This window comes from Clostridium sp. JN-1, assembly GCF_003718715.1.
Lineage (GTDB): Bacteria > Bacillota > Clostridia > Clostridiales > Clostridiaceae > Clostridium_AV.
Map to the genome: position 1 here is coordinate 2613693 of NZ_CP033465.1, position 24350 is coordinate 2638042.

Sequence of the window (24350 nt, forward strand, 5' to 3'; positions counted from 1 at the left end):
CAATTCAAATATAATTAAGTAATCATCTATTGCGATATTCCTTACAAAAAATAAAAATGGCTCCGCGAAAAGGATTTGAACCTTCAACCCTTCGGTTAACAGCCGAATGCTCCACCGTTGAGCTATCGCGGAACAATATGTTTTACACCTAGCGGCGACCTACTCTCCCGCAGGGTCTCCCCTGAAGTACCATCGGCACTGTAAAGCTTAACCTACCTGTTCGGTATGGGAAGGAGTGTTACCTTTACGTCATTACCACCAGATTTACTTTAAAAATTGCTATAAGCTTCACATTACTGCGTCAAAACTCTCTCTGCGGTGCTCATTTACATTATAGTAAACTCCGCTCCTCACTCAAATTTTTCATTGTCTTGCTCGCTTCTATCAATTTTTATTGTTAATTGATACATATTGCATATCGTGTATATCATTTTTATTGAGAATTTGTTCTCTCAAAATTGCACAGTTAAGTTAAAAGTCAAATTAAACGATTTTAGTTAATTTGGTCAAGCCCTCGACCTATTAGTATCAGTCAGCTGAACATGTTGCCATGCTTACACCTCTGACCTATCAACCTTGTGTTCTTCAAGGGGTCTTACTAGCTTGTGCTATGGGAAATCTAATCTTGAGGTGGGCTTCACGCTTAGATGCTTTCAGCGTTTATCCCGTCCCGACATAGCTACCCAGCCGTGCTCCTGGCGGAACAACTGGTACACCAGAGGTCAGTCCATCCCGGTCCTCTCGTACTAAGGACAGCTCCTCTCAAATTTCCTGCGCCCGCAGCGGATAGGGACCGAACTGTCTCACGACGTTCTGAACCCAGCTCGCGTGCCGCTTTAATGGGCGAACGGCCCAACCCTTGGGACCTACTTCAGCCCCAGGATGCGACGAGCCGACATCGAGGTGCCAAACCTCCCCGTCGATGTGGACTCTTGGGGGAGATCAGCCTGTTATCCCCGAGGTAGCTTTTATCCGTTGAGCGATGGCCCTCCCACGAGGTACCACCGGATCACTAAGCCCGACTTTCGTCCCTGCTCCACCTGTATGTGTCGCAGTCAGGCTCCCTTCTGCCTTTGCACTCTTCGAACGATTTCTAACCGTTCTGAGGGAACCTTTGGGCGCCTCCGTTACTTTTTAGGAGGCGACCGCCCCAGTCAAACTGCCCGCCTAACAATGTCCCGTGGCCAGTTTCATGGCCTCCGGTTAGAATCTCAGTACTGTCAGGGTGGTATCCCAAGGATGACTCCGCTAGGGCTGACGCCCTAGTTTCTAAGTCTCCCACCTATCCTGTACAGACAATACCGAAACTCAATGTTAAGCTGCAGTAAAGCTCTACGGGGTCTTTCCGTCCAACTGCGGGTAGCAAGCATCTTCACTTGCACTACAATTTCGCCGGATTTGCTGTTGAGACAGTGCCCAAATCATTACGCCATTCGTGCGGGTCGGAACTTACCCGACAAGGAATTTCGCTACCTTAGGACCGTTATAGTTACGGCCGCCGTTTACTGGGGCTTAAGTTCATACCTTCGCTTGCGCTAAGTATTCCCCTTAACCTTCCAGCACCGGGCAGGCGTCAGCCCCTATACTTCAGCTTTCGCTTTAGCAGAGACCTGTGTTTTTGCTAAACAGTTGCTTGGGCCTATTCTCTGCGGCCGTCCGTAAGGACGGCACCCCTTATCCCGAAGTTACGGGGTCAATTTGCCGAGTTCCTTAACAGCAATTCTTCCGATGGTCTTAGGATTCTCTCCTCACCTACCTGTGTCGGTTTGCGGTACGGGCACCAGTTTCCTCCATAGAGACTTTTCTTGGCAGCGTGGAATCGGATACTTCTTTCTTAGAAAAGAAATCCCTGTAACACCTCAACTAATCCCAGCGGATTTACCTTCTGGGCACGTCTAAGTGCTTAGACACACATCCAACAGTGTGCACATCCTATCCTCCTGCGTCATCCCATCTGTCAAATGGAAGCTGGCGGTATTGGAATGTCAGCCAATTGTCCATCACCTACGCCTTTCGGCCTCGGCTTAGGTCCCGACTAACCCTGGGAGGACGAGCCTTCCCCAGGAAACCTTAGGTTTTCGACCAATAAGATTCTCACTTATTTCTCGCTACTTATGCCAGCATACTCACTCCTGTACAGTCCACCGCTCCTTACGGTACAGCTTCAATCCATACAGGAAGCTCCTCTACCACTCTTTCGAGTCCATAGCTTCGGTGGTAAGTTTTAGCCCCGGACATTTTCGGCGCAGGATCTCTCGACTAGTGAGCTATTACGCACTCTTTAAATGAGTGGCTGCTTCTAAGCCAACATCCTAGTTGTCTTAGAAATCCCACATCCTTTACCACTTAACTTACACTTTGGGACCTTAGCTGATGATCTGGGCTGTTTCCCTTTTGACCGCGGATCTTATCATTCGCAGTCTGACTGCCGAGATACGAGTATATGGCATTCGGAGTTTGATAAGGTTCAGTAACTGTTTTCAGCCCTTAGCCTATTCAGTGCTCTACCTCCATTACTCAATCTCGACGCTAGCCCTAAAGCTATTTCGAGGAGAACCAGCTATCTCCGAGTTCGATTGGAATTTCTCCGCTATCCACAGCTCATCCCATGGTTTTTCAACACCAACGCGGTTCGGACCTCCACGGAATTTTACTTCCGCTTCATCCTGTCCATGGATAGGTCACTCGGTTTCGGGTCTGCAGCATGCAACTAGTCGCCCTATTCAGACTCGGTTTCCCTTCGGCTCCATACCTTAAGTATTTAACCTTGCTGCATACCGCAACTCGCTGGCTCGTTCTACAAAAAGCACGCCGTCGCACTTAAATGTGCTTCGACCGGTTGTGGACACACGGTTTCAGGTTCTATTTCACTCCCCTTCCGGGGTTCTTTTCACCTTTCCCTCACGGTACTGCTTCACTATCGGTCACCAGGTAGTATTTAGCCTTGGGAGGTGGTCCTCCCAGCTTCCCACAAGGTTTCACGTGTCTCGTGGTACTCTGGAATAGATCTAACTTAAATTTCTTTTTATTTACAGGGCTTTTACCTTCTGCGGCGGAGCCTTCCAGCTCTCTTCAATTAGGAAATAAAAGTGTTTATGATCTACCCGCAACCCCAGGAACAAGTTCCTGGTTTGGGCTCTTTCTCTTTCGCTCGCCGCTACTTAAGAAATCGATTTTTCTTTCTCTTCCTCCGGGTACTTAGATGTTTCAGTTCCCCGGGTTTGTCTCTATAAACCTATGAATTCAGTTTAAAGTACATGACGTTAGTCATGTGGGTTTCCCCATTCGGAAATCTCCGGATCACAGGCTATTTGCGCCTACCCGAAGCTTATCGCAGCTTATCACGTCCTTCTTCGACTCCTGGTGCCATGGCATTCACCATGCGCCCTTTGTAGCTTGACCTTTAAGTTAAAAATTGCTATAAGCAATTTTTATTTCATTAATAATAAGTTATACACTATTATTAATGTTTGTTTGTTAGTTGATATATTATTACACCAACTATAACTATAAGAATCTTTTAATTCTACAAAGTACGATTAATTATATTAATCTTCATTCAGTATAAATATTCTTTTTAGAATAAATATACATGAATATGCTTTACTTTTAACTTATTTTCTCTGTGCAATTTTCAAAGAACAATTTTTGAGAGTGATGACAGATAATTAATTCATTATCTGTTAAAAACCATTTAGGTTTTTAATCCCTCAAAATCAAACAGAGTATAATAAAACCAGTCTTTTAAGATAGAATTAACTATCTTACGACTCCTTAGAAAGGAGGTGATCCAGCCGCAGGTTCTCCTACGGCTACCTTGTTACGACTTCACCCCAATTATTAACCCCACCTTCGGCCGCTGGCCCCTTACGGTTGCCCCACGGACTTCGGGTGTTGCCAACTCTCATGGTGTGACGGGCGGTGTGTACAAGGCCCGGGAACGCATTCACCGCGGCATTCTGATTCGCGATTACTAGCAACTCCAGCTTCATGCAGGCGGGTTTCAGCCTGCAATCCGAACTGAGGTGAATTTTGAAGTTTGGCTCACCCTCGCGGGTTTGCATCTCTCTGTATTCACCATTGTAGCACGTGTGTAGCCCTAGACATAAGGGGCATGATGATTTGACGTCATCCCCACCTTCCTCCCGGTTAACCCGGGCAGTCTCACTAGAGTGCTCAACTTAATGGTAGCAACTAATGATAAGGGTTGCGCTCGTTGCAGGACTTAACCTAACATCTCACGACACGAGCTGACGACAACCATGCACCACCTGTCTCCCTGCCCCGAAGGGCTTCCCTAATTACAGGTAATTCAGGGGATGTCAAGTCTAGGTAAGGTTCTTCGCGTTGCTTCGAATTAAACCACATGCTCCGCTGCTTGTGCGGGCCCCCGTCAATTCCTTTGAGTTTTAATCTTGCGATCGTACTTCCCAGGCGGAGTACTTACTGCGTTTACTGCGGCACAGAAGGGGTCGATACCTCCTACACCTAGTACTCATCGTTTACGGCGTGGACTACCAGGGTATCTAATCCTGTTTGCTACCCACGCTTTCGTGCCTCAGCGTCAGTTACAGTCCAGAAAGCCGCCTTCGCCACTGGTGTTCTTCCTAATCTCTACGCATTTCACCGCTACACTAGGAATTCCGCTTTCCTCTCCTGCACTCTAGATATCCAGTTTGAAATGCAGTCCCCAGGTTGAGCCCGGGGTTTTCACATCCCACTTAAATATCTGCCTACGCACCCTTTACGCCCAGTAAATCCGGACAACGCTCGCCACCTACGTATTACCGCGGCTGCTGGCACGTAGTTAGCCGTGGCTTCCTCCTTTGGTACCGTCATTATCGTCCCAAAAGACAGGGCTTTACGATCCGAAAACCTTCATCACCCACGCGGCGTTGCTGCATCAGGCTTTCGCCCATTGTGCAATATTCCCCACTGCTGCCTCCCGTAGGAGTCTGGACCGTCTCTCAGTTCCAATGTGGCCGATTACCCTCTCAGGTCGGCTGCGCATCGCTGCCTTGGTAAGCCGTTACCTTACCAACTAGCTAATGCGCCGCGGGCCCATCTCAAAGTGGATTTCTCCTTTGGTTATTTTACCATGTGATAAAATAACTTTATGCGGTATTAATCTCCCTTTCGGGAGGCTATCCCCCTCTTTGAGGCAGGTTGCCCACGTGTTACTCACCCGTCCGCCGCTAGATCCATTCCCGAAGGAATTTCTCTCGCTCGACTTGCATGTGTTAGGCACGCCGCCAGCGTTCGTCCTGAGCCAGGATCAAACTCTCAATTTAATTTCTTATATATAAACTCTTTTCAGAGTTTCAAGTTCAATTTAAGCTCATTTACTTACTTTTAAGCTGTTTTCACAGCTTACAAAAGAATTGCTGGTTTATTATTCTCTTCTCTGTTTGATTTTCAAGGTTCATCATCGCTTCATCTAAGCGACTTCTATATACTATCATGTATATTTGAAACTGTCAAGAACTTTTTTTAACTTTTTTTAATTATTTTAACTTTTCATTAAGTAATTAATTTTTGTATTAAAAGTTCTTTTCTTGATTACCGCTTATTCACTCAAGCGACATGTGTTATTCTATCACCTTTCACTATCATATAAGTTACTCAGTCCTATTATTATTCAAAATTATATATATTATTCTCTATTTTTCTCTTTATTTATAACTTTTTTATATGTGGACACTCCATGTTAAGTTTACGATGTTTTTAGCCTAATTATTAAAGCTAATTCATGAGTAAATCATATTTTATCACATTAATTTATATAATTAGAATGTATTTATATGAATTACTCACAAATTAACTTTAAACAATAAAATATATTAGGTCGCTAAATAACTAATATTACAATTCTTTTATTCAACAATAATAATTATTCTAAATTATTTACTATTTCCTTGAATCTATTTCCCCTAGCTTCAAAATTAGGAAACATATCAAAACTTGCACAAGCTGGTGATAATGTAATTATATCTCCCTGCTTAGAATTTTCCTTTGCTTTCATAATTGCATCTTCAAAACTATCAGCTATTATAATTGGCAATTCGATTTTCCTATCTTCTATAACTTTATCAAAGCTTAATTTTATCTTGTCTTTAGTATTACCTACTAAAATTAAAGTCTTAATGTACTTATATCCTTCTTGTGCCAAAGGTTCAAACGGTATGTTTTTATCGTAACCTCCTGCAATTAAGATAACTGGCTTTTCAAAAGCCTTTAACCCAGCTAATGTTCTAGTAGGACTTGAGGCTATTGAATCATTATAGTATTTTACTCCATTTAGTTCTCTTACAAATTCACATCTATGTTCTACTCCTGTAAATGAAGAAGCTACTTTCTTCATAGTACTAATATCAACATCTTCAGATACAGCACAAAAAGCTGCCAATAAGTTTTCGACATTGTGCATACCTTTTAGCTTAATGTCTCCTAATTTACATACTTCATTATTATTTATATACAACTTATCATTTTGAAAATAAGCACCATCATCAATTTTTTGCTTTATACTAAATTGCATCAACCTTCCATTTGCTTCACAAGTCATAGAATCAGTTAATTCATTATCTTTATTCAAAATAAGCAAATCATCTTTTCCTTGATACTTGAATATATTTTTCTTAGCATTTATATATTCATCCATATCTTTGTGTATGTCTAAATGATTAGGACTTAAATTTGTTATTATAGAAATTTCAGGTGATACATTCATTGTCATAAGTTGAAAACTGGATAACTCTAATACTACTTTATCGTCCTTATTTATTTCTTCTATTTTACTAAATAGAGGTGTACCTATATTTCCTCCTACCCATGTTTTATATCCCTGTTCTTTTAAGATGTTATATATCAAAGTAGTAGTAGTAGTTTTACCATCACTACCTGTTACTCCATATATTTTAGCTGGACAATACTTTATAAATTCCTCCATTTCAGAAGTTATATATGCCCCTGCTTTCTTAGCTTCTTGAAGTTCTGGCATATCTATTCTCATAGAAGGAGTTTTAAATATCACTTCAAAATTCTTTAAGTTTTCCATATATCCAGTGCCCAAAACTAACTTAACACCTTTTTTACTAAGCTGGTCTGCAGTTTTTCCCAACTGTTCTTCATTCTTTTTATCGAACGCACTGACATCTGCACCTAGATTTAATAATAAATCTATCAAGGGTTTATTGCTAATTCCTATACCAACTACAGCTGTTTTCTTTCCTCTTATAAATTTTTTAAAATCTATAAAGCTACTTTTCATAATCTAAGCCCTCCAAGACATAAATATTAGTAAAATTACTATTTTAATTATACCACTTTGCATAAATATTTAAATTCAACATTTTATTAAATGATATAGTAAAAATTTAGCCAAATTAATGGTATTATGATGTTAATACAATTTTGAAAAGGAGCATCTAAAATGAGTAATGAAAATGTATCTTACTTTGGACCAGAAAGTGAAGATGAAACCAGTATTGAAGCAGTAATTGGAAACTTACTTATGAAAAAAAAGCTGACTTTAGCCACTGCTGAATCATGTACAGGCGGACTTATAGCAGCTAAACTTGTAAACTATCCAGGAATTTCATCAGTTTTTATGGAAGGTGCTGTAACCTACAGCAATGAAGCTAAAATGAGACGATTAGGTGTAAAACCTGAAACTTTAAATAGATTTGGTGCAGTTAGCAAAGAAACTGCTTACGAAATGGCAGAAGGCATTTCCAAAACTTCTGGTACAAATATAGGATTATCAACCACTGGTATTGCCGGACCTGGAGGCGGAACTCCTGAAAAACCTGTAGGTTTAGTTTATGTTGGTCTTTGTATAAATGATAAAGTTCAAGTAAAAAGGCTTCAATATTCAGGGACCAGAGATATGGTAAGAAAAGAAACTACAATGTACGCACTCGACTTCTTAAGAAAAGAACTGCTCAAACTTAAGTAGCCTTTTGCAATTTGCTTAAGCTGCATTGTGGCAAAATAAATGTTCTAAGGAAGCTTAGTGTTGGTAGCACTAAGCTTTTCTTACTTATATTATATCAAATTACTAATTTATAATACTCAATCTGAAATTGTAATTTATATATTTATTGTAGTGGCTATAATTCTCGTGCATAAGAAATGCCCTTTTTAATTGCTTCTGCTAATCCCTTTGGATTTTCCCAAGCCATAGAATGTCCTGCCGATTTTACAATTTCAATGTTTATCATTCGTCTTTCCAGCTCAATTTTATCATTATCTTGTAAAGATTTTTCACCAAAAATGAATGTCTTTTTACATTGCAATGAATATAATATTTCACGCCATGATGGCTCTGCACCAGCAACTGCTGATTTTGAAATTCTACTAATTGCTGTAGAAGAACAAACTGATAATGTAGATGCCCACATAGAATTTACACTAGAATTTTCATTGACAACTTCATCAAATATTCCATTTACAAAATCTTCTTCTTGATAATTCCCAAATTCGTAACTTGATGAGCCTTTACTGCTTTTATCTAAATTAGCTTCACTAAGAATAATTGTTTCAATATTATCTCTGCATTTATCTGCAAGTTCAAGTGCAATAGGGCCTCCTAAACTATGTGCAAAAATAATAAACTTATCAAGTTTTAGATCTTGTACAAAATTATATAAATAGTTTGCATGTTCTTTTATCGTATATAAATAATCATCTGGTTTATCACTAAATCCACTACCAAGCAAGTCTATTAATATTCGTCTGTGATTTATTAAATCAGTTTGTGCTGCAACTTCAGGATAATCAAATGACCCAGAACATCCTAAGCCATGAATAAATAGTATTGGCGTATCTTTACCTGGTAAATCATGATACCTCATTTTATTATTTTCATTATCAACTATGTATTCCTTCATACAAAACCTCCATAATTAAACATAAATTTTTTTATCTTTTTCTAAATAATTGGAATTTAGCTATTTCATTCTTTTAATTGTTTCATCCAGTGAAATACATTCTGAATATCTGCCATTCCACATAAATTCATTGTAATATTGATAGCTTTGCTTAGCTGACATAAATTTATTATTAACTGTTGTATTTGCATATGCTGGAACAATAATATTAAACCCATGTTCAAATCCACATTTTATAGTAGTATCAATACAATAATCTGTTTGAAGCCCTACAATAATTATATCTTTTTCACCTTTACCTATTAAATATTCTAACAATCCAGTCCCTTTAAAAGCACTATTAACCTTTTTATCAAATATTTTTTCATCATTCATTGGTTGAAACTTTTCATATATTTCAAAGCCGTCAGTTCCTTTTGTTAATTCATTCCCTATTCCATCATCATGACGTACATATATTACTTCAATATTATTTGTCCTAGCCTCATGTATTATTTCTTTAACATTAGATACAAACCTATCAAATTCATATAATTCTTCATTTGTTATTAACTTTTGTGTATCAACAACTAATAAAACCATTTTAATCTCCTTTTAAAATTTACTATCTATAGTATTCAACCTTAAATTGAAAAATTGAAAATTTAACAATTTAATATCATTTTTATAATATTACCAATCAACTCCTGTTAGTTCACCTGGCTTAGGTTTTCTTACGTGAATAATCATTTCATATTCACATGCTCCAAACTTCAAAAAATTCTTTTGTGCTTGGATTAAACTAACATGATTAGCTCCACCCTCATATGTTGGATCTTTCAACTGAATTGGATCATCTTCCCAAAAACATATTTCGCATATATCATAATTTCCATCAGGCTCTTCATCAAATGTATAATAACCACAACATGGACATTTATATTTCATAACTAGTCTCCTCGTATAATAAGTTTATAGTCAGTTAAAGAACTGCTATAGACTTATTTATTTTTTGCATTTTGTATAGATTAAGAAAGCACTTTGAATTATAAAGCAATCCGTAATTCAAATTACTATTTAATTTTTCTGTATCTCAATAATTTTTTTCAATTATAATTCTACATATCTATTTTCATCAAACATTGTAGATGTTGTATCTTACATAGATGAAGTTGCCTTTGCAATAACTCCTGTTGGTGGAGCTATATCATCAACATTCAATTCAGTTTTTTAACATAACAAAACTACATCCTAATTTATGTTAACACAAGAATTATTATATAATGTTTCCTAGGCATGTCCTAGTAATTTGATGTATTAATTAAATTCCATAGTAATATAGATAACCACTTCAGACACTTAACTTATACGCAAATATATGTTGCCAAAACTGAAGACACATATAAAAACTTATTTATTATTCTATTTCTCTAAGTCTTTCAACAATGCTCATCTTTCTTGTAGTTTTATAAAATATCCATGGAATAATCATAGAAATTGCTATTAAAAATGGTATACATGCTAACACAGGCAAAATAGTAACATTATATGAGAAAAACCATATATCTGCTGCTATGACCGACACTATTCCATAAGTTAGTGGCATTCCAAGTATAACCACTATTATTATCGTAAACAAAGCATAATATAAACCTTCAAAAATCAGCATCTTATTAAGCTGTTTACCTGTCATTCCTATGCTTTGCAGTATTGCATATTCTTGTCTTCTTGCTAAAATGTTTGTAGACATTGAATTTATGAAATTAAGTATTCCAATTACCGCAACAATTAAACTAAGGGAATATCCAACAACTTCATAAGTTGATTTAGTTTTTGCAAACTCTTTCTTATACGTATCCCTAGATTCATAGCTAAGCATTGGCTCTTTTGTTTCTATAAGATTTTGAATATATTTTTCTGTACTATTTATATATTGATCTTTTACATCAAATATAGTTGTCATTATTACTGGATTTTTAATCTGCTTTTTAAATTCCTCTGACGGCATAAAAATATCTGTACCATCGCCGCGTCTTACTGTAAGGTTATTTTCAATATATGCAATTGCCATGACTTCATATGTTTTTACATTTCCATTACCATAATCAATTTTAATATTATCTCCAACATCATAGTAAGATGCTGTATGATTTCTATCCGCATTTTGTATTTTATCAATATCTTTATTACAATTAAATTCAACATCATGCGGCATCCCAATTACAATATAATTCCCCGAAGCAAATTTTTCTGAATCAAATCTTCCTTTTTTTATCTCAAGTTTATCCCAAATAAATTTATCAATCCCATTGAGATGAATGTTTATTTCACCATTTTCCATTACTTTTTTGGCTGCATTTTTTGCATAGGAATCATCACTATTTAAATTAACTGAATCTTTAAACCATTCAAAGGAATTATCACTAAGTTTATGTTTATCCTCTTTAAAATATATTCTTCCAATACCTTCTATGCCATCTAAAGAGCTTATTTCTTTTACAATATCTTCAGTTAAAGTATTTTGGCCTTTAAATGTGATGGTTGGAGTAAAATATGCTTTATCCCCTATTGCAAAATCACTTGACATAAACCCACTTAAATACTTATCCATGTCAAATCCTTTAACTATTGAATAAAAACTATTTAGAAGAATTATACTTAACGAAAGTGAGGCCATCACCACAAAAGACTTCCTTTTATTCCTGAAAATATTAGATAAAGCCATCTTATAAATCTTTGCTCCATTTGAAGATTTCTTTGATTTTCTCTTTATTTCAGTTGAAACATCAGAATATCTCATTGATTCAACAGGAGATATTCTTGAAGCAATTCTTGCTGGTTTACTACAGCTTATAAACACAGTTATAAGAGAAAATAATGAGGCTCCAATAAATATTAATGGACTAAAAGAAATTGTAGTTATATCAGCAATTGCTAATGATTGCATTGCAAAAGGTAAGAGTATTACTCCTAATCCATACCCTAATATTAATCCAATTGCTATTCCAAAAACTGAAAGAATTAAAGCTTGCCTCTTTACAATGAATTTTATTTGTTTTGGCGTAGTTCCTATGGTTTTTAGTATTCCATAAAATTTTATATCCCTTGTTACCGCAATATTAAAAATATTATAAATTATAAAATATCCTGCAAGACCAATAATAAATGCCGCTCCTATTAATTTTAGTATTGTACCAATTCCTAATTTAAAACCAGACAATGAATATGCCCAATTAACTCCTATGGGTATATCTTCTTGCGTATATCCACTATCACTTAGTACTTTTAAAAGCTTTCCTTCTATATTAAAGCTATTTGAAAACATAACATCGGCACATATTAAACCTGACATTGATCCATTTTCCATCACGTGTTCTTTTACACTTTTATTATCTATATTGGAAAGTCCTGCTTTTATAAATTCATCTGATACCCATGCCATACTTGCTGATCCTGAAGTAATTTTCTCAAAATATCCTGAAAGAACAAACTTATATGTATATTTTTTACCGTTTATGCTATATGTTAATTCTACTTCTTCTCCTATTTTATGTGGAACGCCTAATTTATCAAGAACTTTTGTATCAGTTACTAGTTCATTTTCCTTTTGCGGCATCCTTCCTACACTAGGCTTTGAAAACGTCATGGCTGCTTCATTATCAGTTCCATATCTGATTTCTACCTGCTGAGTCTCAAGTTCCTTGTTTTCTGCAATACCAACCAAAACTGAATAGCCAATTTCCTTAATTAGTTTGTTACTTTTTATCTTATTAAACTCTTCAGATGTTAAATACTTAAAACTTCCATGTGCACTCCCGCCAACTTGAAGCATATTACTCTTTTCTAAAGATTTCATCATACTTATTCCTATAGTAAATAAGCTTGTGAAAAGCAAAGTTGTCAGCGCTATTGCCACTATAGAAAATATATTTCTCAGCTTATTAGCTTTTAAAGTTTTTGAAGAGATATTTTTGATTGCCTTTTTATTTCTAGTTCCTATCATCACTCTTCACCTTCTTACTATAAATCCTTCCATCTTCAATTCTTATGATTCTATCAGCCATTTGAGCTATATCCTCATTATGAGTAATCATAACTATCGTTTGATTAAATTGTTTTCCTGTAGTTTTTAATAACCCTATAACATCAAGGCTTGTTTTACTATCAAGATTACCTGTTGGTTCATCTGCAAGAATAATTGCTGGTTTTGTTGCTAAAGCTCTTGCAATTGCTGCTCTTTGCTGCTGACCTCCTGAAAGATTATTAGGAAGGTTATATAATTTTTCTTTAATGCCAAGCACAGAAATTACATTATCAACATATCTTTTATCGATTTTATTTCCATCAAGTTCTATTGGTAATACAATATTTTCATAAACATTTAATACAGGAATCAAATTATAATTTTGAAATATAAAACCAATGTTTCTTCTTCTAAAAATAGTTAATTCATTATCATTTAACTTAAATATATCTTTTTTATTTACTATAACTTGTCCATCACTTGGTCTGTCAAGTCCTCCGAGCATATGTAGTAAAGTACTCTTTCCACTTCCAGATGTACCTACTATAGCTAAAAATTCTCCTTCATTAACCTCTAGGTTTATCCCATCTAAAGCCCTTACAATATTTTCACCTTTTCCATAATACTTTCTTAAATCATTCGTCTTTAAAATTACCATAAGTTTACCCCCTATGCTTAAGTTTATGACTCATTTACAACATAAACTATAGCAATTAAATCTTTCTAGAATCTTTCTGAAATCTAACAGTATTGAAAGATTTGCTGATAATTTTGATTGTTCCTTATCTTATATTAGGTATAAACACAGAAAATATTGACCCAACTTTAGGTTCTGACTTAACCTTAATATAACCTCCCTGAAATGTTATAATCTCTCTAGCCAAAAATAATCCTATACCAATTCCCTCATATTGACTTACATCACTTGAACGATAAAATCTCTTGAAAATATTATTAATTTCTTTTTCATTTATTCCAATTCCTGTATCAGAAATATTTATATTGGTAAACATCTCATATTGATTTACGGATATTGTGACTTTTCCACCTATAGGTGTATATTTTACTGCATTATCTACTATGTTATATATTGCTTCTTCCATCCATTTTGAATCAAAAAAGCCTTGAACCTCATCTTTGCATTGCAAATTTATACTAATATTTTTTAATGAAGCTTTATTCTCTATTGCATTAATTACATTTTCTAATAACTTATTTATTGAAGATACCTGGCTTTTTGCATTTATTATTCCTGTTTCTAGTCGTGACATTTTAACTAATGTTTCAATTAAAAAACTTAATTTTTCTGATTGGGCTGTAATTTCATTTATAAATTCTTTGGATTGGCAATTGCCTTCTTCACATTCCTGCAATAATTGTGAATATAACAATATGTTAGAAATCGGTGTTTTAGTTTGATGTGAAATATCAGATATTAAACTCTTTATAGTATTTTTTTCTTCTTCTCTCTTACTTAATATTGCTTTCGACATAGACAAAAAACGATTTAGCTTATTTTCAAGAACTGAAAGTGTAGTTTCATCATAACCTAGTTGTAAATCCTCATGATTAATTGCTTTTTCCACCATGTTGTCCAACCTTTGCACTATAGCTTTAACTTTCTTACCAATTGTTAACACAAAAAATATTGCAATAACAAATACAGTTAACACATAGAAACTAATCGCAAACAAACTTTGATCTTCAAATGAAAAAATCACAGCAAACAAAATAGAAGCCAACACAAATAATATGCTAAATAGTATGTAAATTAATTTAAAAGATAAATTACTTTGTTTCATTTTTATCGCATCCCCACATATAGCCAATTCCATATACTGTTTGAATATACTTTGACTTATTGGGGTTATCTTCTAATTTATTTCTTAATCTGCTGATTGTTACTGATAATGCATTTTCATCTACGTATTCTGCACCATCTGTCCATATCTTTTCAATAAGAAGTGCACGTGGTAAGACACTATTTTTATTTACAACCATAATTTTTAATAATTTTTGTTCTGTTTTGCTTAATATTATTTCCCTTCCACTTTTCCTGAATTTCATTTTTTCAAAGTCAAATATAAAATCATCAATTTCAAACTTATTAGCTTTTACAGCGGTTTCAGTTCTTCTTAAAATAGCTAATACCCTTGCTCTTAAAATAATTAAGCTAAAAGGTTTTGTAATATAATCATCTCCTCCAAGTTCAAAGCCTGTAACTACATCAATTTCCATATCATTTGCTGTAAGGAATATAATTGGTACAGAAGATTTTTTACGAATTTCACTGCAAAAATTCAATCCACTGCCATCTGGTAAATTAATATCTAAAATTATTAAATCAAATTCATTTTTTTTTGCATACTCTTCGGCCTCTTTTATTGTGAATGCTTGACTAAAATTAAAATCATTTTGCCTTAATGATAAAACAATTCCATTATTTAATGCTTTATCATCTTCAACTACAAGTATTTTTTTCATATCATCACTTACCTTACTATTTTTATATTTTCTATCAATCTAATAGCTAGTAATTTTTCAAATGCCTTTTCATAATCTCCTGCAATAGCACTATATTTATCTAGCCATTCTTCTATATCAAACAAACTTATTTCATAAATATAAGCTCATGATAGTTCATCTAATATTTGATATAAGTTTCATTTTATTTTCTCTGCTCATTTGCTTTATGTAATATTCTCTTTTCATCGCATCACTCTTTGTTTCATAAGCTTCGGAGTAAACAAGCTCCACCGGAAGCCTGCATCTAGTATACTTTGCTCCTTTACCGCTGTTGTGAGTTTTTATTCTTCTTTCTAAATTATTAGTGTATCCTGTGTAAAGAGTACCATCTTTACACTTTAAAATATATACGTAATTCACTTTCCATTCCCCTTAAAAATTTCAAATTGCAGCTATGCATTGATGATACATTTTTTCAGCCACTGTCTTAAAAATTGCAGTTGCTCTTCGGTATAGAAATAGTGTTCTCCATGTTCCATTACTTGTAAATCGCAGTGAGAGCATTCAGCAAACTAAGCTAAATTAATCTAAATTCGGCTCCGAACAAGACTTTGTTCTATATTTTTATGTAGTCTTTGCACGGAGCCACAAACAATAGCGCGCCATCGTCTATATCTCATACATATTACCTCCAATTAATTTTACCTAACATATATTAATCCTTTTTTCGGATATCATTTTCTTGTATATATTAATTTTTTTCTCAAGATGCATCATATTTTCTTCTGTTAATCTTGTCCCTTTCAGGATAAGTTAATCCAAGTTTCTCACAATATCTTAATATATCAATGCCTAAACCAATTTTTTAGAAAATTTCTAATATACGGTTTCCAGTTCATGCATTAACTTACACGTAGGGATATATATACAGCCTGAAGGCACATTAAAAACTTTTATTACAAGTTTTAGCGAAATATTTTAGAAAATTCTAGGGGATCAAATACTGTCTGAGCCTGCGAGTTTATTTGAGCCTCTTGAATTTTCAAAATAAGAGCTTTAAATTTGTAATAAAAGTTTTTACAGTGTCAAAGGCTGTATATATATTCCGGAGTGTAAGTTAAGTTGCAATTTAGGAATCCTACAATGTGTATTCACAATACGGTGAAAGAGGACATTCTTCACACTTTGGTTTTCTCGATTTACATATAAGTCTTCCATGCCAAATTAAGTAATGATGCGAGGCACTCCACATGTCTTTCGGTATATTCTTCATAAGTTCCTTTTCAACTTGTTCTGGAGTTTTTCCCTTTGCTATACCAAGTCTATTTGATACTCTAAACACATGTGTATCTACAGCTATAGCCGGTATTCCAAATGCATTTGAAAGTACAACATCAGCTGTTTTTCTGCCAACCCCCGGAAGTTTTAATAGTTCTTCCATAGTACTTGGGACTTTACCATTGTAATCTTTCAATATGTATTTACTTGTATTTAAAATATTTTTACTTTTATTTTTATAAAAGCCGCAGCTCCTTATTTTTTCGCTCAATTCTTCTTCTGTTAAAGTTACCATTTTATCTGGAGAATTGTATTCTTTGAATAATTCATTTGTAACTTGATTTACCCTTACATCAGTACATTGTGCAGATAGTATCGTAGATACAAGTAATTCATATGGTGAATTAAACTTTAAAGCACATTTTGCATCCGGATAAGTTTTTTTTAATACATCTAAGATATTATTAATAGTTGATTTATCCACATTAACACCTTCTTATTTTGAAAATCTTTAATTTATATTATATATAAAAGACACCAAGCTGCAAACTTAGTGTCTAAAAATCAAATTTAACATATAGCAATTTTTATAAAATTATTTATATACCCCCTTATACTCTTCTGGAAGCAAATTAGCAATACTTCTCATGAACACATCAAGCAATCTGCCTTCGTAATCATGTTTAGTTTCACCTTCCACTTTTGGAGGAATTTCTAATTTTTTACCTATGCTGAGTTTTACTTTTGCATACTGAAATTTTTCAAGTGCCATATCCTTATCATCTATTGGAAGAAGTTTTTCACTTCCAGAGATTCCTATTGGAACTATATTTGCCTTACTCAATTTTTGCATTAAGACAACTCCTCTTTTCCCATTTCTCATGCTTCCAACTCTACTTCTAGTACCTTCTGGGAATATAAGTATGTTATTGCCGCTCTTTAAAGTCTTTACAACCTTTGATATTGCATCCTTGTCTGCAGTATTAGGCTTTATACCAATCGTTTTAGTTATTTTCATGCCAAGATTAGTTAATGGATTGCTGCAAAGCTTTACCCCTGCAACAAAAGTTATATCCTCTCTTTTAAGTACTTTATCTATAACAAGTGCATCTGAATTACTCAAATGATTACATATAAATAAAATAGGTCTGTTTACATCGTTTAAATTTTCCATACCATGTACTTCTATATCGGCATATTTGTTAATATACCTATTTAAAATTTTTCTCGATGAATATTCTAGAAACCCCTGAGGAAGATAACCCATAGCTTTAACAATTATAGGAGATATCATATAAAGCCCACCTTTCCTATATGTATTATACTATATATTATAAATTATAGCCTAAAAACATTCCAAAAATCTACCCCAACAATTTTTTGCATAAAATCTCAGGCTAATAAAAAATGCTTAATAAATCAATTTTTATTATATATCATATTGCAAATAAATCAACTTATTTATCTATAAAAAAATAGTCCGTAAACTTCAAGTTTAGCGGACTTAATATATATATTTAAATATCCTTTACAATATAAAAGTATAAATCATTTATATGACCATATCATTATATATGTCCTTTTTCCTTCCGAGATAATCCTTTATTTCTATAATAGGTGCTGACTTCTTATATATAATTTTAGCAGGTACACCAACAGCTGTAGTATTAGCTGGTACATCTTTTACAACTACTGCATTTCCACCTATTTTTGCGTTATCTCCAACCTTTATTGGACCAAGTACCTTTGCTCCGCAGCCAATTATAACATTATTACCTATAGTCGGATGCCTTTTACCAATATCCTTTCCTGTTCCCCCTAGGGTTACACCATGATATAATGTAACATTATCACCTATTTCAGCTGTTTCTCCAATAACAACACCCATACCATGATCTATAAACAATCCTTTTCCAATTTTGGCTCCGGGGTGGATTTCTATTCCAGTAAAAAATCTTCCTAATTGAGATATTAATCTTGCCGTAAAGAACATTTTTTTCTTATAAAAAAAGTATGCTATTCTGTGATTTATAACTGCATGAATAAAAGGATATAAAATTAAAACCTCCAGTGAATTCCTTGCTGCTGGATCCTTTTTAACAGCATTCCTTAAATCATATTTTATAGATTTAAAAAATCCAAACATTTTTCTTTCCCACCTTTAAAATTAAATAGATATCATATATACTAAAATAGGTAGTTAGGGATGATTGTACAAGTATAGTAAAGTCATCCTTAACTTATTTTCACAATTTAAATTTATTAATCGTAAAGTCCCATTGACAAATACTTTTCTCCACCATCTGGAGCAACAGTTACAACTTTTTTACCTTTTCCAAGTTTTTTAGCAGCTTTTATAGCTGCAAGTATATTTGCACCAGAAGATATTCCAACTAATATTCCTTCTTCTTTTGCCATTCTTCTAGCATATTCAAAAGCTTCTTCATCAGTTATTGTTATAATCTCATCTATTAATTCCTTTTTGTATATGTCAGGAATGAAACCTGCACCTATTCCTTGTATTTTATGAGCTGATGCTTTTCCTCCAGAAAGTACTGGTGAATTTGCTGGCTCTACTGCTATTACTTTTATATCCTTATTAAATTCTTTTAACCTTTTACCAACACCAGAAACTGTTCCACCAGTTCCAACACCAGCTACAAATGCAGCTGCATCTTTTACATCCTCAATTATTTCTTCTGCTGTAGTCTCATAATGTTTAAAAGGATTTGCCTCGTTTATAAATTGCTGCGGTATATAGTATCCTTCTTTGCCGCTTCCTATTTCAATTGCCTTTTCTATAGCACCTTTCATCCCCTTTGCACCTTCTGTCAAAACTAATTCTGCGCCATAAGCTTTCATAAGGCTTCTTCTCTCTGCACTCATTGTTTCTGGCATTACTATTATAACTTTGTAACCCTTAAGTTTTCCTATCATAGCAAGGGCTATTCCCATATTTCCACTTGTTGGTTCTACAATAGTATCGCCTTTTTTGAGTAAATTTTTCTTTTCAGCTTTTTCTATCATTCCAAGTGCAGCTCTATCTTTTATACTTCCACCTGGGTTATACTTTTCTAGTTTTACATACACCTCTCCTGAATTTTCATCTACCAAGTTGTTTAATTTGAATAAAGGAGTAGCTCCTATTAGTTCTATTGCACTATTATAAATCATTTACAAATACCTCCATATAATAAAATTTATCAAAAATTTTTAATATTGCGAACAATATTAATCTAGAATTCCAGCAATCTAATAAATTATGTCATTTAAGGATTTTTGACGTCAAAAAAACTCCGTCTCTATTTATTATATAGAGACGAAGTTATAAACTCCGCGGTTCCACTCCCATTAGATTCAAAGAATCTCACTTTTCGAGTACGCGCTATACTCTATCACTATAACGGGTGAATCCGATACAACCTACTTAATTCGGCCTACTACTCCAAAGGGCACTTCGCTTAAATTTCCAATAAAAATCTTTCACCAATGATTTTCTCTCTTTCAAATTCTATCTAAGTTACTTTCCTTTTTCAAAGTATTTCAGAGTGTTTTACTGTGAATTGTTACTATATAACTATTATATAATTATATTTTATTTTGTCAATACATTTTCACAAAACATTTTATATAAAATTACACTTTATTTACAAAACCTGTGTTTACCTATAATTTTTATGAGCGGTCTTGACCATATCCAGCTGCTTGTAGCAGTAGCTGGGTTAAAATAATAAATTGCTCCCCCAGATGGATCCCATCCATTTAAAGCATCTCTTGCAGCATTTATTGAACTCTGTTCTAAATTTGCATTTATCTGTCCATCTACTATTGCAGTAAATGCTCCTGGTTGATATATTACACCCGCTACGGAAGATGGAAATTTTGGATTCCTAGTTCTATTAAGTACCACAGCTCCAACTGCTACTTGACCTTCATATGGCTCACCGCGTGCCTCACCATTTATAAGTCTAGCAAGTAAAGTTACATCTTGATTATTAGAAGTTGTTTTAGAATCAGCATTTGCTTTACCTGCAGTTCCAGTATTTATACCCAATGCATTAAGTGTACTATTTCCTACAACTCCATCAACATTTAAACCATTTTTAGCCTGAAACTTTTTAACTGCAGTATATGTCTTATATCCATATATACCATCAACATTTCCAGTATAGTAGTACCATGCTTTTAATTTACTTTGAATTTGATATACAATTCCTCCTCTAGAACCATAATATGCTGCAGTTTTTATATCATTCCCATATGGTAAAACCCAGATGCTAGTAGCAATGTATGTAAAAATTATTACAAGTGTACATATTATTTCTCTCTTAAACTTAAAAAGCATTTTTTTCATATAATCACTCCACTTCTCAATTCAACATAGATTTTAACTTTAGTATAAATTTCAAAGTATATTACCTACATGGACTTGAAAATTTAAAGACATACTATTTTTATAGTCATAGTGTATACGTAATTATATGAAAAGATACTATAAATACCTTTGGTAAATTAAAGCACAGCTTAAAAATAAAAATGCAGCCCGCCCGCTGCATTTGGTATGGCTGCTTCAATATATTAAATAAAGTTACCAGCAAAAGCTAAAATAGTTAAAACTATTATAAGTATAACTGTAGATTTTGCTATTATATTTTGAAGTAAATTATTAACATGCTTTCCCATTACTTCTTCGTCATTTACAAGTATTATCATAAAAATAAGTACTATTGGGCAAAGTATTCCAGCTAACTGCTGGGTTGCAAGTATTACATTTATAAGCGATATATTAGGCATCATTACTATTATGGCACTTACTACTAGCATTATAAAAAACAATCCGAAAAACACAGGTGCTTCTTTAATTCTGTTATCAATTCCACTTTCAAAACCAAAAGCTTCACACACAGCATAAGCTGTACAAAGTGGTATTACACAGCATGCTAAAAATGATGCACCTAAGAGCCCAACTGCAAATAGTATAAACGAGTAATTTCCAGCAAGTGGTTTTAATGCTAAAGCTGCATCTTGTGCAGTATCTATTCTTATTCCTGCTTTAAACAAAGTTTCTGCTGTACAAACAGTTATAAATAGTGCAGTCAAAATAGCCCAAAAAGTTCCAAAATATACATCAACTTTTTCATAACCATATTCTTTTAAAGATATGCCCTTATCTACTATGGATGACTGTAAATAGAACTGCATATATGGGGTAATTGTAGTACCTACAAGTCCTATAAGTACTAAAAAGTATCCTTTATCAAATTTAGCATGGGGTCTTACTATACTTGTAAATACATGACTCCAATCAGGTTTAATTAAAAAGGCTGTTATGAAGTAGCTAAAAAATGTTATCGTAAGCAGCAAAAATATTTTTTCAGCTTTTGAATAATTACCTTGTGTTACTATTATCCATATCAATATTGTAAGTATTGGGATAGATATATATTTGTTTACATGAAAAAGTTCGAGACTTGCTGCAACACCAGCAAAGTCTCCTATGCAAACACCTAAGTTAGCAATTAATAAAACAGCCATGGCAAAAAATGCCCATTTTACACCGAATCGTTCCCTTATTAAATCAGAAAGTCCTTTTCCCGTAACTACTGCCATTCTTGCATTCATTTCTTGTACTACGGCAAGACCTATGGCTATAACAAACATTCCCCAGAGCATTGAATATCCATAATGTGCACCTACAACAGAATAGGTAGTAACTCCGCCAGCATCATTACCAGCATTTGCCGTTATAAGCCCTGGTCCCAATATACTAAGCATTATTAAAAACTTATTTTTACTTTTCACGCGGCTCACCTTCCTTCTATCCTACCTTTTTAATCCTCTTTTTCCACATAGGCATTAATATATCTTCAACTAAATCATTTAATATAACAATGCCGCATAATTTGCCTTGTTCATCAATTACAGGTATAGATAAAAGGTCATATTTGGAACACAACTCAATAGCTTCATCGACATCCTCGTTGTCAGTTATTTTTGTAGGATTATCTGTCATTATTTCTTTAAGTTTTGTTTCAGAATCCGACAATAATATATCTTTTAATGAAACTACACCCTTTAAGTTTTGTTGATCATCAGTTATATATATATAATGAATTACTTCATCATCTGGATTAGTCTCTTTTAAAATATCTATAGTTTCACCCACAGTTATACTAATATTAAATGATATAAAATCTTGGTTCATTATACTTCCAACTGTTTCCTGTTTATAGTTCATAAGTGCTCTTACTTGATCTGCACTTTCCTTTTTCATATCCATCAATATTTTTTCCATAGTTTCTGAATCAACTTCATCCAATATGTCTGCTATTTCATCATTAGGCATTTCACGCAAAATTTCTCCTCTTTTAGACTGACTCATATTTTCTAAAATATCTGCTTGAATATCAGGTTCTATCTCTTCAAGTATATCTGCTGCTAAATTTTGATCCAAGCTTTCAATAACTTTCTTTCTATAGTTTATATCCATATCTTCCAATATATCTGCCAAATCTGCAGGATGAAGTTTAGATAACTTTTGATATGGAACTGCTAACTTCAAATTATTATTTACCATTTCAAGTGACTCAACATTATCCCATATTATTAAACTATCTGCTGGTACCTTATTAAATAATTTGTAAAAACTTTTTACTATTCCTTCTATTCCAAGCCTTCTGCCAAGTGCCAAAACTCCTGTGTCTACAGCTACTACTCTATACTCTCCTGCCATTTGTGCAATCCTAAGATCATTAACTCTAACAAGCTTTTTTCCGTTTATATCAACAATTTGTCTATCTAATAGATGTTTAGATAAAAGGTAAGAATATCTTTGTAAAATTATCTCCCTTACTCCTTCACCTTTTATAAGAATTTTATCATCATCATCATAAAATATAATATTTTTGAATTCACAATTAATTAGTTCTCCGTCTCTCTTTATCTGATAAGCTATTGCCCTAGGGAATCCATCCTCCGTAGTAACGTAAATATCGCATAACTTCCCTATATATTCATCAAACTCATCATATATCTTTTTATAGAGAACCTTACTTAAGAAAAAACTAGATAGTCTATTCACAAATATTCCTCCTTTCGCATGCAGGAGAATATTTGCGGTTTTCAATACTAACGAAATGTAAACTTAAAGATATGCCTTAACCTAAATATTCTTCTGCGCTCTTATTATTAAATTTTAATGTACAATTTAACCGACCGCTATAAGGACCAACGTCCATTTATAACACCACCTATTTAAATTAAAAATAAACTTAACCTTAATATCTTAAAATAAAAAAGAGCCCTTTAAAAGACTCTCAATAAACTAGAACTCACCTGTACGAGTTTTAGCACTATATAGCTTTAGACATCAAAGTCAAGCTGCATTAAGTAAAACCTTGAATCGGTAGTACCTGTTGACCCATTGGCATCTCTCGATGTTTCCGGGCAGTAGCGTATATCTATATAGGAGCCTCACCTAACATTAATTTATATTTCATTTCACATTATTTATTATATTACAAATTTCCGAAAATGCAACTGTAAACTTTAAATTTATCTAAATTTGCTTATTAAATTATTTTATTTGAACTTTGATTAGTTTTGCTATATATATCAATCAATTGTTTTTAATTCCTGCACTTATAACCAGAGGACAGAGGACAAATTCAGAGGACATAGGACATAGGACAATGATGGAAGATTTTTTGCAG

16 protein-coding genes, 1 tRNA gene, 3 rRNA genes, 1 pseudogene, 1 riboswitch and 1 other annotated feature are annotated in these 24350 nt (G+C 33.8%); of the genes and pseudogenes, 1 reads left to right on the plus strand and 20 read right to left on the minus strand.

All coding sequences use genetic code 11. The features are described from left to right. Positions 1–57: 57 nt before the first annotated feature. The 5 genes from EBB51_RS12555 to murD form a co-directional block, all read right to left on the minus strand. Positions 58–132: transfer RNA gene (locus EBB51_RS12555), tRNA-Asn, on the minus strand. 14 nt (positions 133–146) lie between these two features. Then, a 5S ribosomal RNA gene (rrf, locus tag EBB51_RS12560) occupies positions 147–263 on the minus strand. A gap of 239 nt (positions 264–502) precedes the next feature. Then, a 23S ribosomal RNA gene (locus EBB51_RS12565) occupies positions 503–3402 on the minus strand. 376 nt (positions 3403–3778) lie between these two features. Next, positions 3779–5291 (minus strand): 16S ribosomal RNA (locus tag EBB51_RS12570). The 16S, 23S and 5S rRNA genes sit together here with 1 tRNA gene alongside, the layout of an rRNA operon. A gap of 599 nt (positions 5292–5890) precedes the next feature. Then, complete coding sequence (gene murD / locus EBB51_RS12575) at positions 5891–7270, minus strand: UDP-N-acetylmuramoyl-L-alanine--D-glutamate ligase (protein WP_123054764.1); 1380 nt, start codon at positions 7268–7270, stop codon at positions 5891–5893. Positions 7271–7471: 201 nt separating this feature from the next. Between murD and EBB51_RS12580 the strand changes: the two are divergent. Further along, positions 7472–7957, plus strand: a pseudogene (locus tag EBB51_RS12580) (nicotinamide-nucleotide amidohydrolase family protein); the annotation flags it as partial. 154 nt (positions 7958–8111) lie between these two features. On the opposite strand, the gene EBB51_RS12585 reads toward EBB51_RS12580, so the two are convergent. The 15 genes from EBB51_RS12585 to EBB51_RS12660 all read right to left on the minus strand — a co-directional run bounded on the left by EBB51_RS12585 (position 8112) and on the right by EBB51_RS12660 (position 23719). After that, entirely contained in the window at positions 8112–8891 is a 780-nt protein-coding gene (locus EBB51_RS12585; protein ID WP_123054766.1) for an alpha/beta hydrolase, read from the minus strand. A 60-nt stretch (positions 8892–8951) separates the two neighbouring features. Further along, a complete protein-coding gene (locus tag EBB51_RS12590) occupies positions 8952–9473 on the minus strand; it encodes a cysteine hydrolase family protein (RefSeq protein ID WP_123054767.1) in 522 nt (173 codons plus the stop codon). A gap of 90 nt (positions 9474–9563) precedes the next feature. Continuing rightward, entirely contained in the window at positions 9564–9818 is a 255-nt protein-coding gene (locus EBB51_RS12595) for a CPCC family cysteine-rich protein (protein WP_123054768.1), read from the minus strand. Between the two features lie 469 nt (positions 9819–10287). Next, complete coding sequence (locus EBB51_RS12600) at positions 10288–12873, minus strand: FtsX-like permease family protein (RefSeq protein ID WP_123054769.1); 2586 nt, start codon at positions 12871–12873, stop codon at positions 10288–10290. Further along, entirely contained in the window at positions 12860–13552 is a 693-nt protein-coding gene (locus EBB51_RS12605; RefSeq protein WP_123054770.1) for an ABC transporter ATP-binding protein, read from the minus strand. Before EBB51_RS12605 ends, EBB51_RS12600 begins: the two co-directional genes overlap by 14 nt. Positions 13553–13676: 124 nt before the next feature. Further along, positions 13677–14696, minus strand: coding sequence for a HAMP domain-containing sensor histidine kinase (locus EBB51_RS12610; protein WP_123054771.1), 1020 nt, complete (start codon positions 14694–14696; stop codon positions 13677–13679). Next, positions 14683–15378, minus strand: coding sequence for a response regulator transcription factor (locus tag EBB51_RS12615; protein WP_123054772.1), 696 nt, complete (start codon positions 15376–15378; stop codon positions 14683–14685). Before EBB51_RS12615 ends, EBB51_RS12610 begins: the two co-directional genes overlap by 14 nt. A 156-nt stretch (positions 15379–15534) precedes the next feature. After that, entirely contained in the window at positions 15535–15780 is a 246-nt protein-coding gene (locus EBB51_RS12620) for a GIY-YIG nuclease family protein (protein ID WP_123054773.1), read from the minus strand. Between the two features lie 718 nt (positions 15781–16498). Beyond that, positions 16499–17122, minus strand: coding sequence for an endonuclease III (gene nth / locus EBB51_RS12630; protein ID WP_123054774.1), 624 nt, complete (start codon positions 17120–17122; stop codon positions 16499–16501). 111 nt (positions 17123–17233) lie between these two features. Then, a complete protein-coding gene (locus tag EBB51_RS12635; RefSeq protein ID WP_123054775.1) occupies positions 17234–17932 on the minus strand; it encodes a lysophospholipid acyltransferase family protein in 699 nt (232 codons plus the stop codon). 258 nt (positions 17933–18190) lie between these two features. Continuing rightward, complete coding sequence (gene epsC, locus EBB51_RS12640) at positions 18191–18784, minus strand: serine O-acetyltransferase EpsC (RefSeq protein WP_123054776.1); 594 nt, start codon at positions 18782–18784, stop codon at positions 18191–18193. A gap of 116 nt (positions 18785–18900) precedes the next feature. Further along, on the minus strand, positions 18901–19812 hold the full coding sequence (gene cysK / locus EBB51_RS12645; RefSeq protein WP_123054777.1) for a cysteine synthase A: 912 nt from the start codon (positions 19810–19812) through the stop codon (positions 18901–18903). Positions 19813–19950: 138 nt separating this feature from the next. Next, positions 19951–20184 (minus strand) — a binding site (T-box leader). 97 nt (positions 20185–20281) lie between these two features. Then, complete coding sequence (sleB, locus tag EBB51_RS12650; RefSeq protein WP_123054778.1) at positions 20282–20992, minus strand: spore cortex-lytic enzyme; 711 nt, start codon at positions 20990–20992, stop codon at positions 20282–20284. Positions 20993–21216: 224 nt separating this feature from the next. Continuing rightward, on the minus strand, positions 21217–22440 hold the full coding sequence (locus EBB51_RS12655; RefSeq protein WP_123054779.1) for an Nramp family divalent metal transporter: 1224 nt from the start codon (positions 22438–22440) through the stop codon (positions 21217–21219). Between the two features lie 16 nt (positions 22441–22456). Beyond that, positions 22457–23719 carry a CBS domain-containing protein gene (locus EBB51_RS12660; RefSeq protein WP_123054780.1) on the minus strand — a complete coding sequence of 421 codons (1263 nt, stop codon included), beginning with the start codon at positions 23717–23719 and terminating at the stop codon, positions 22457–22459. A 244-nt stretch (positions 23720–23963) separates the two neighbouring features. Continuing rightward, positions 23964–24130: riboswitch (M-box (ykoK) riboswitch) on the minus strand. Between the last annotated feature and the right edge of the window lie 220 nt (positions 24131–24350).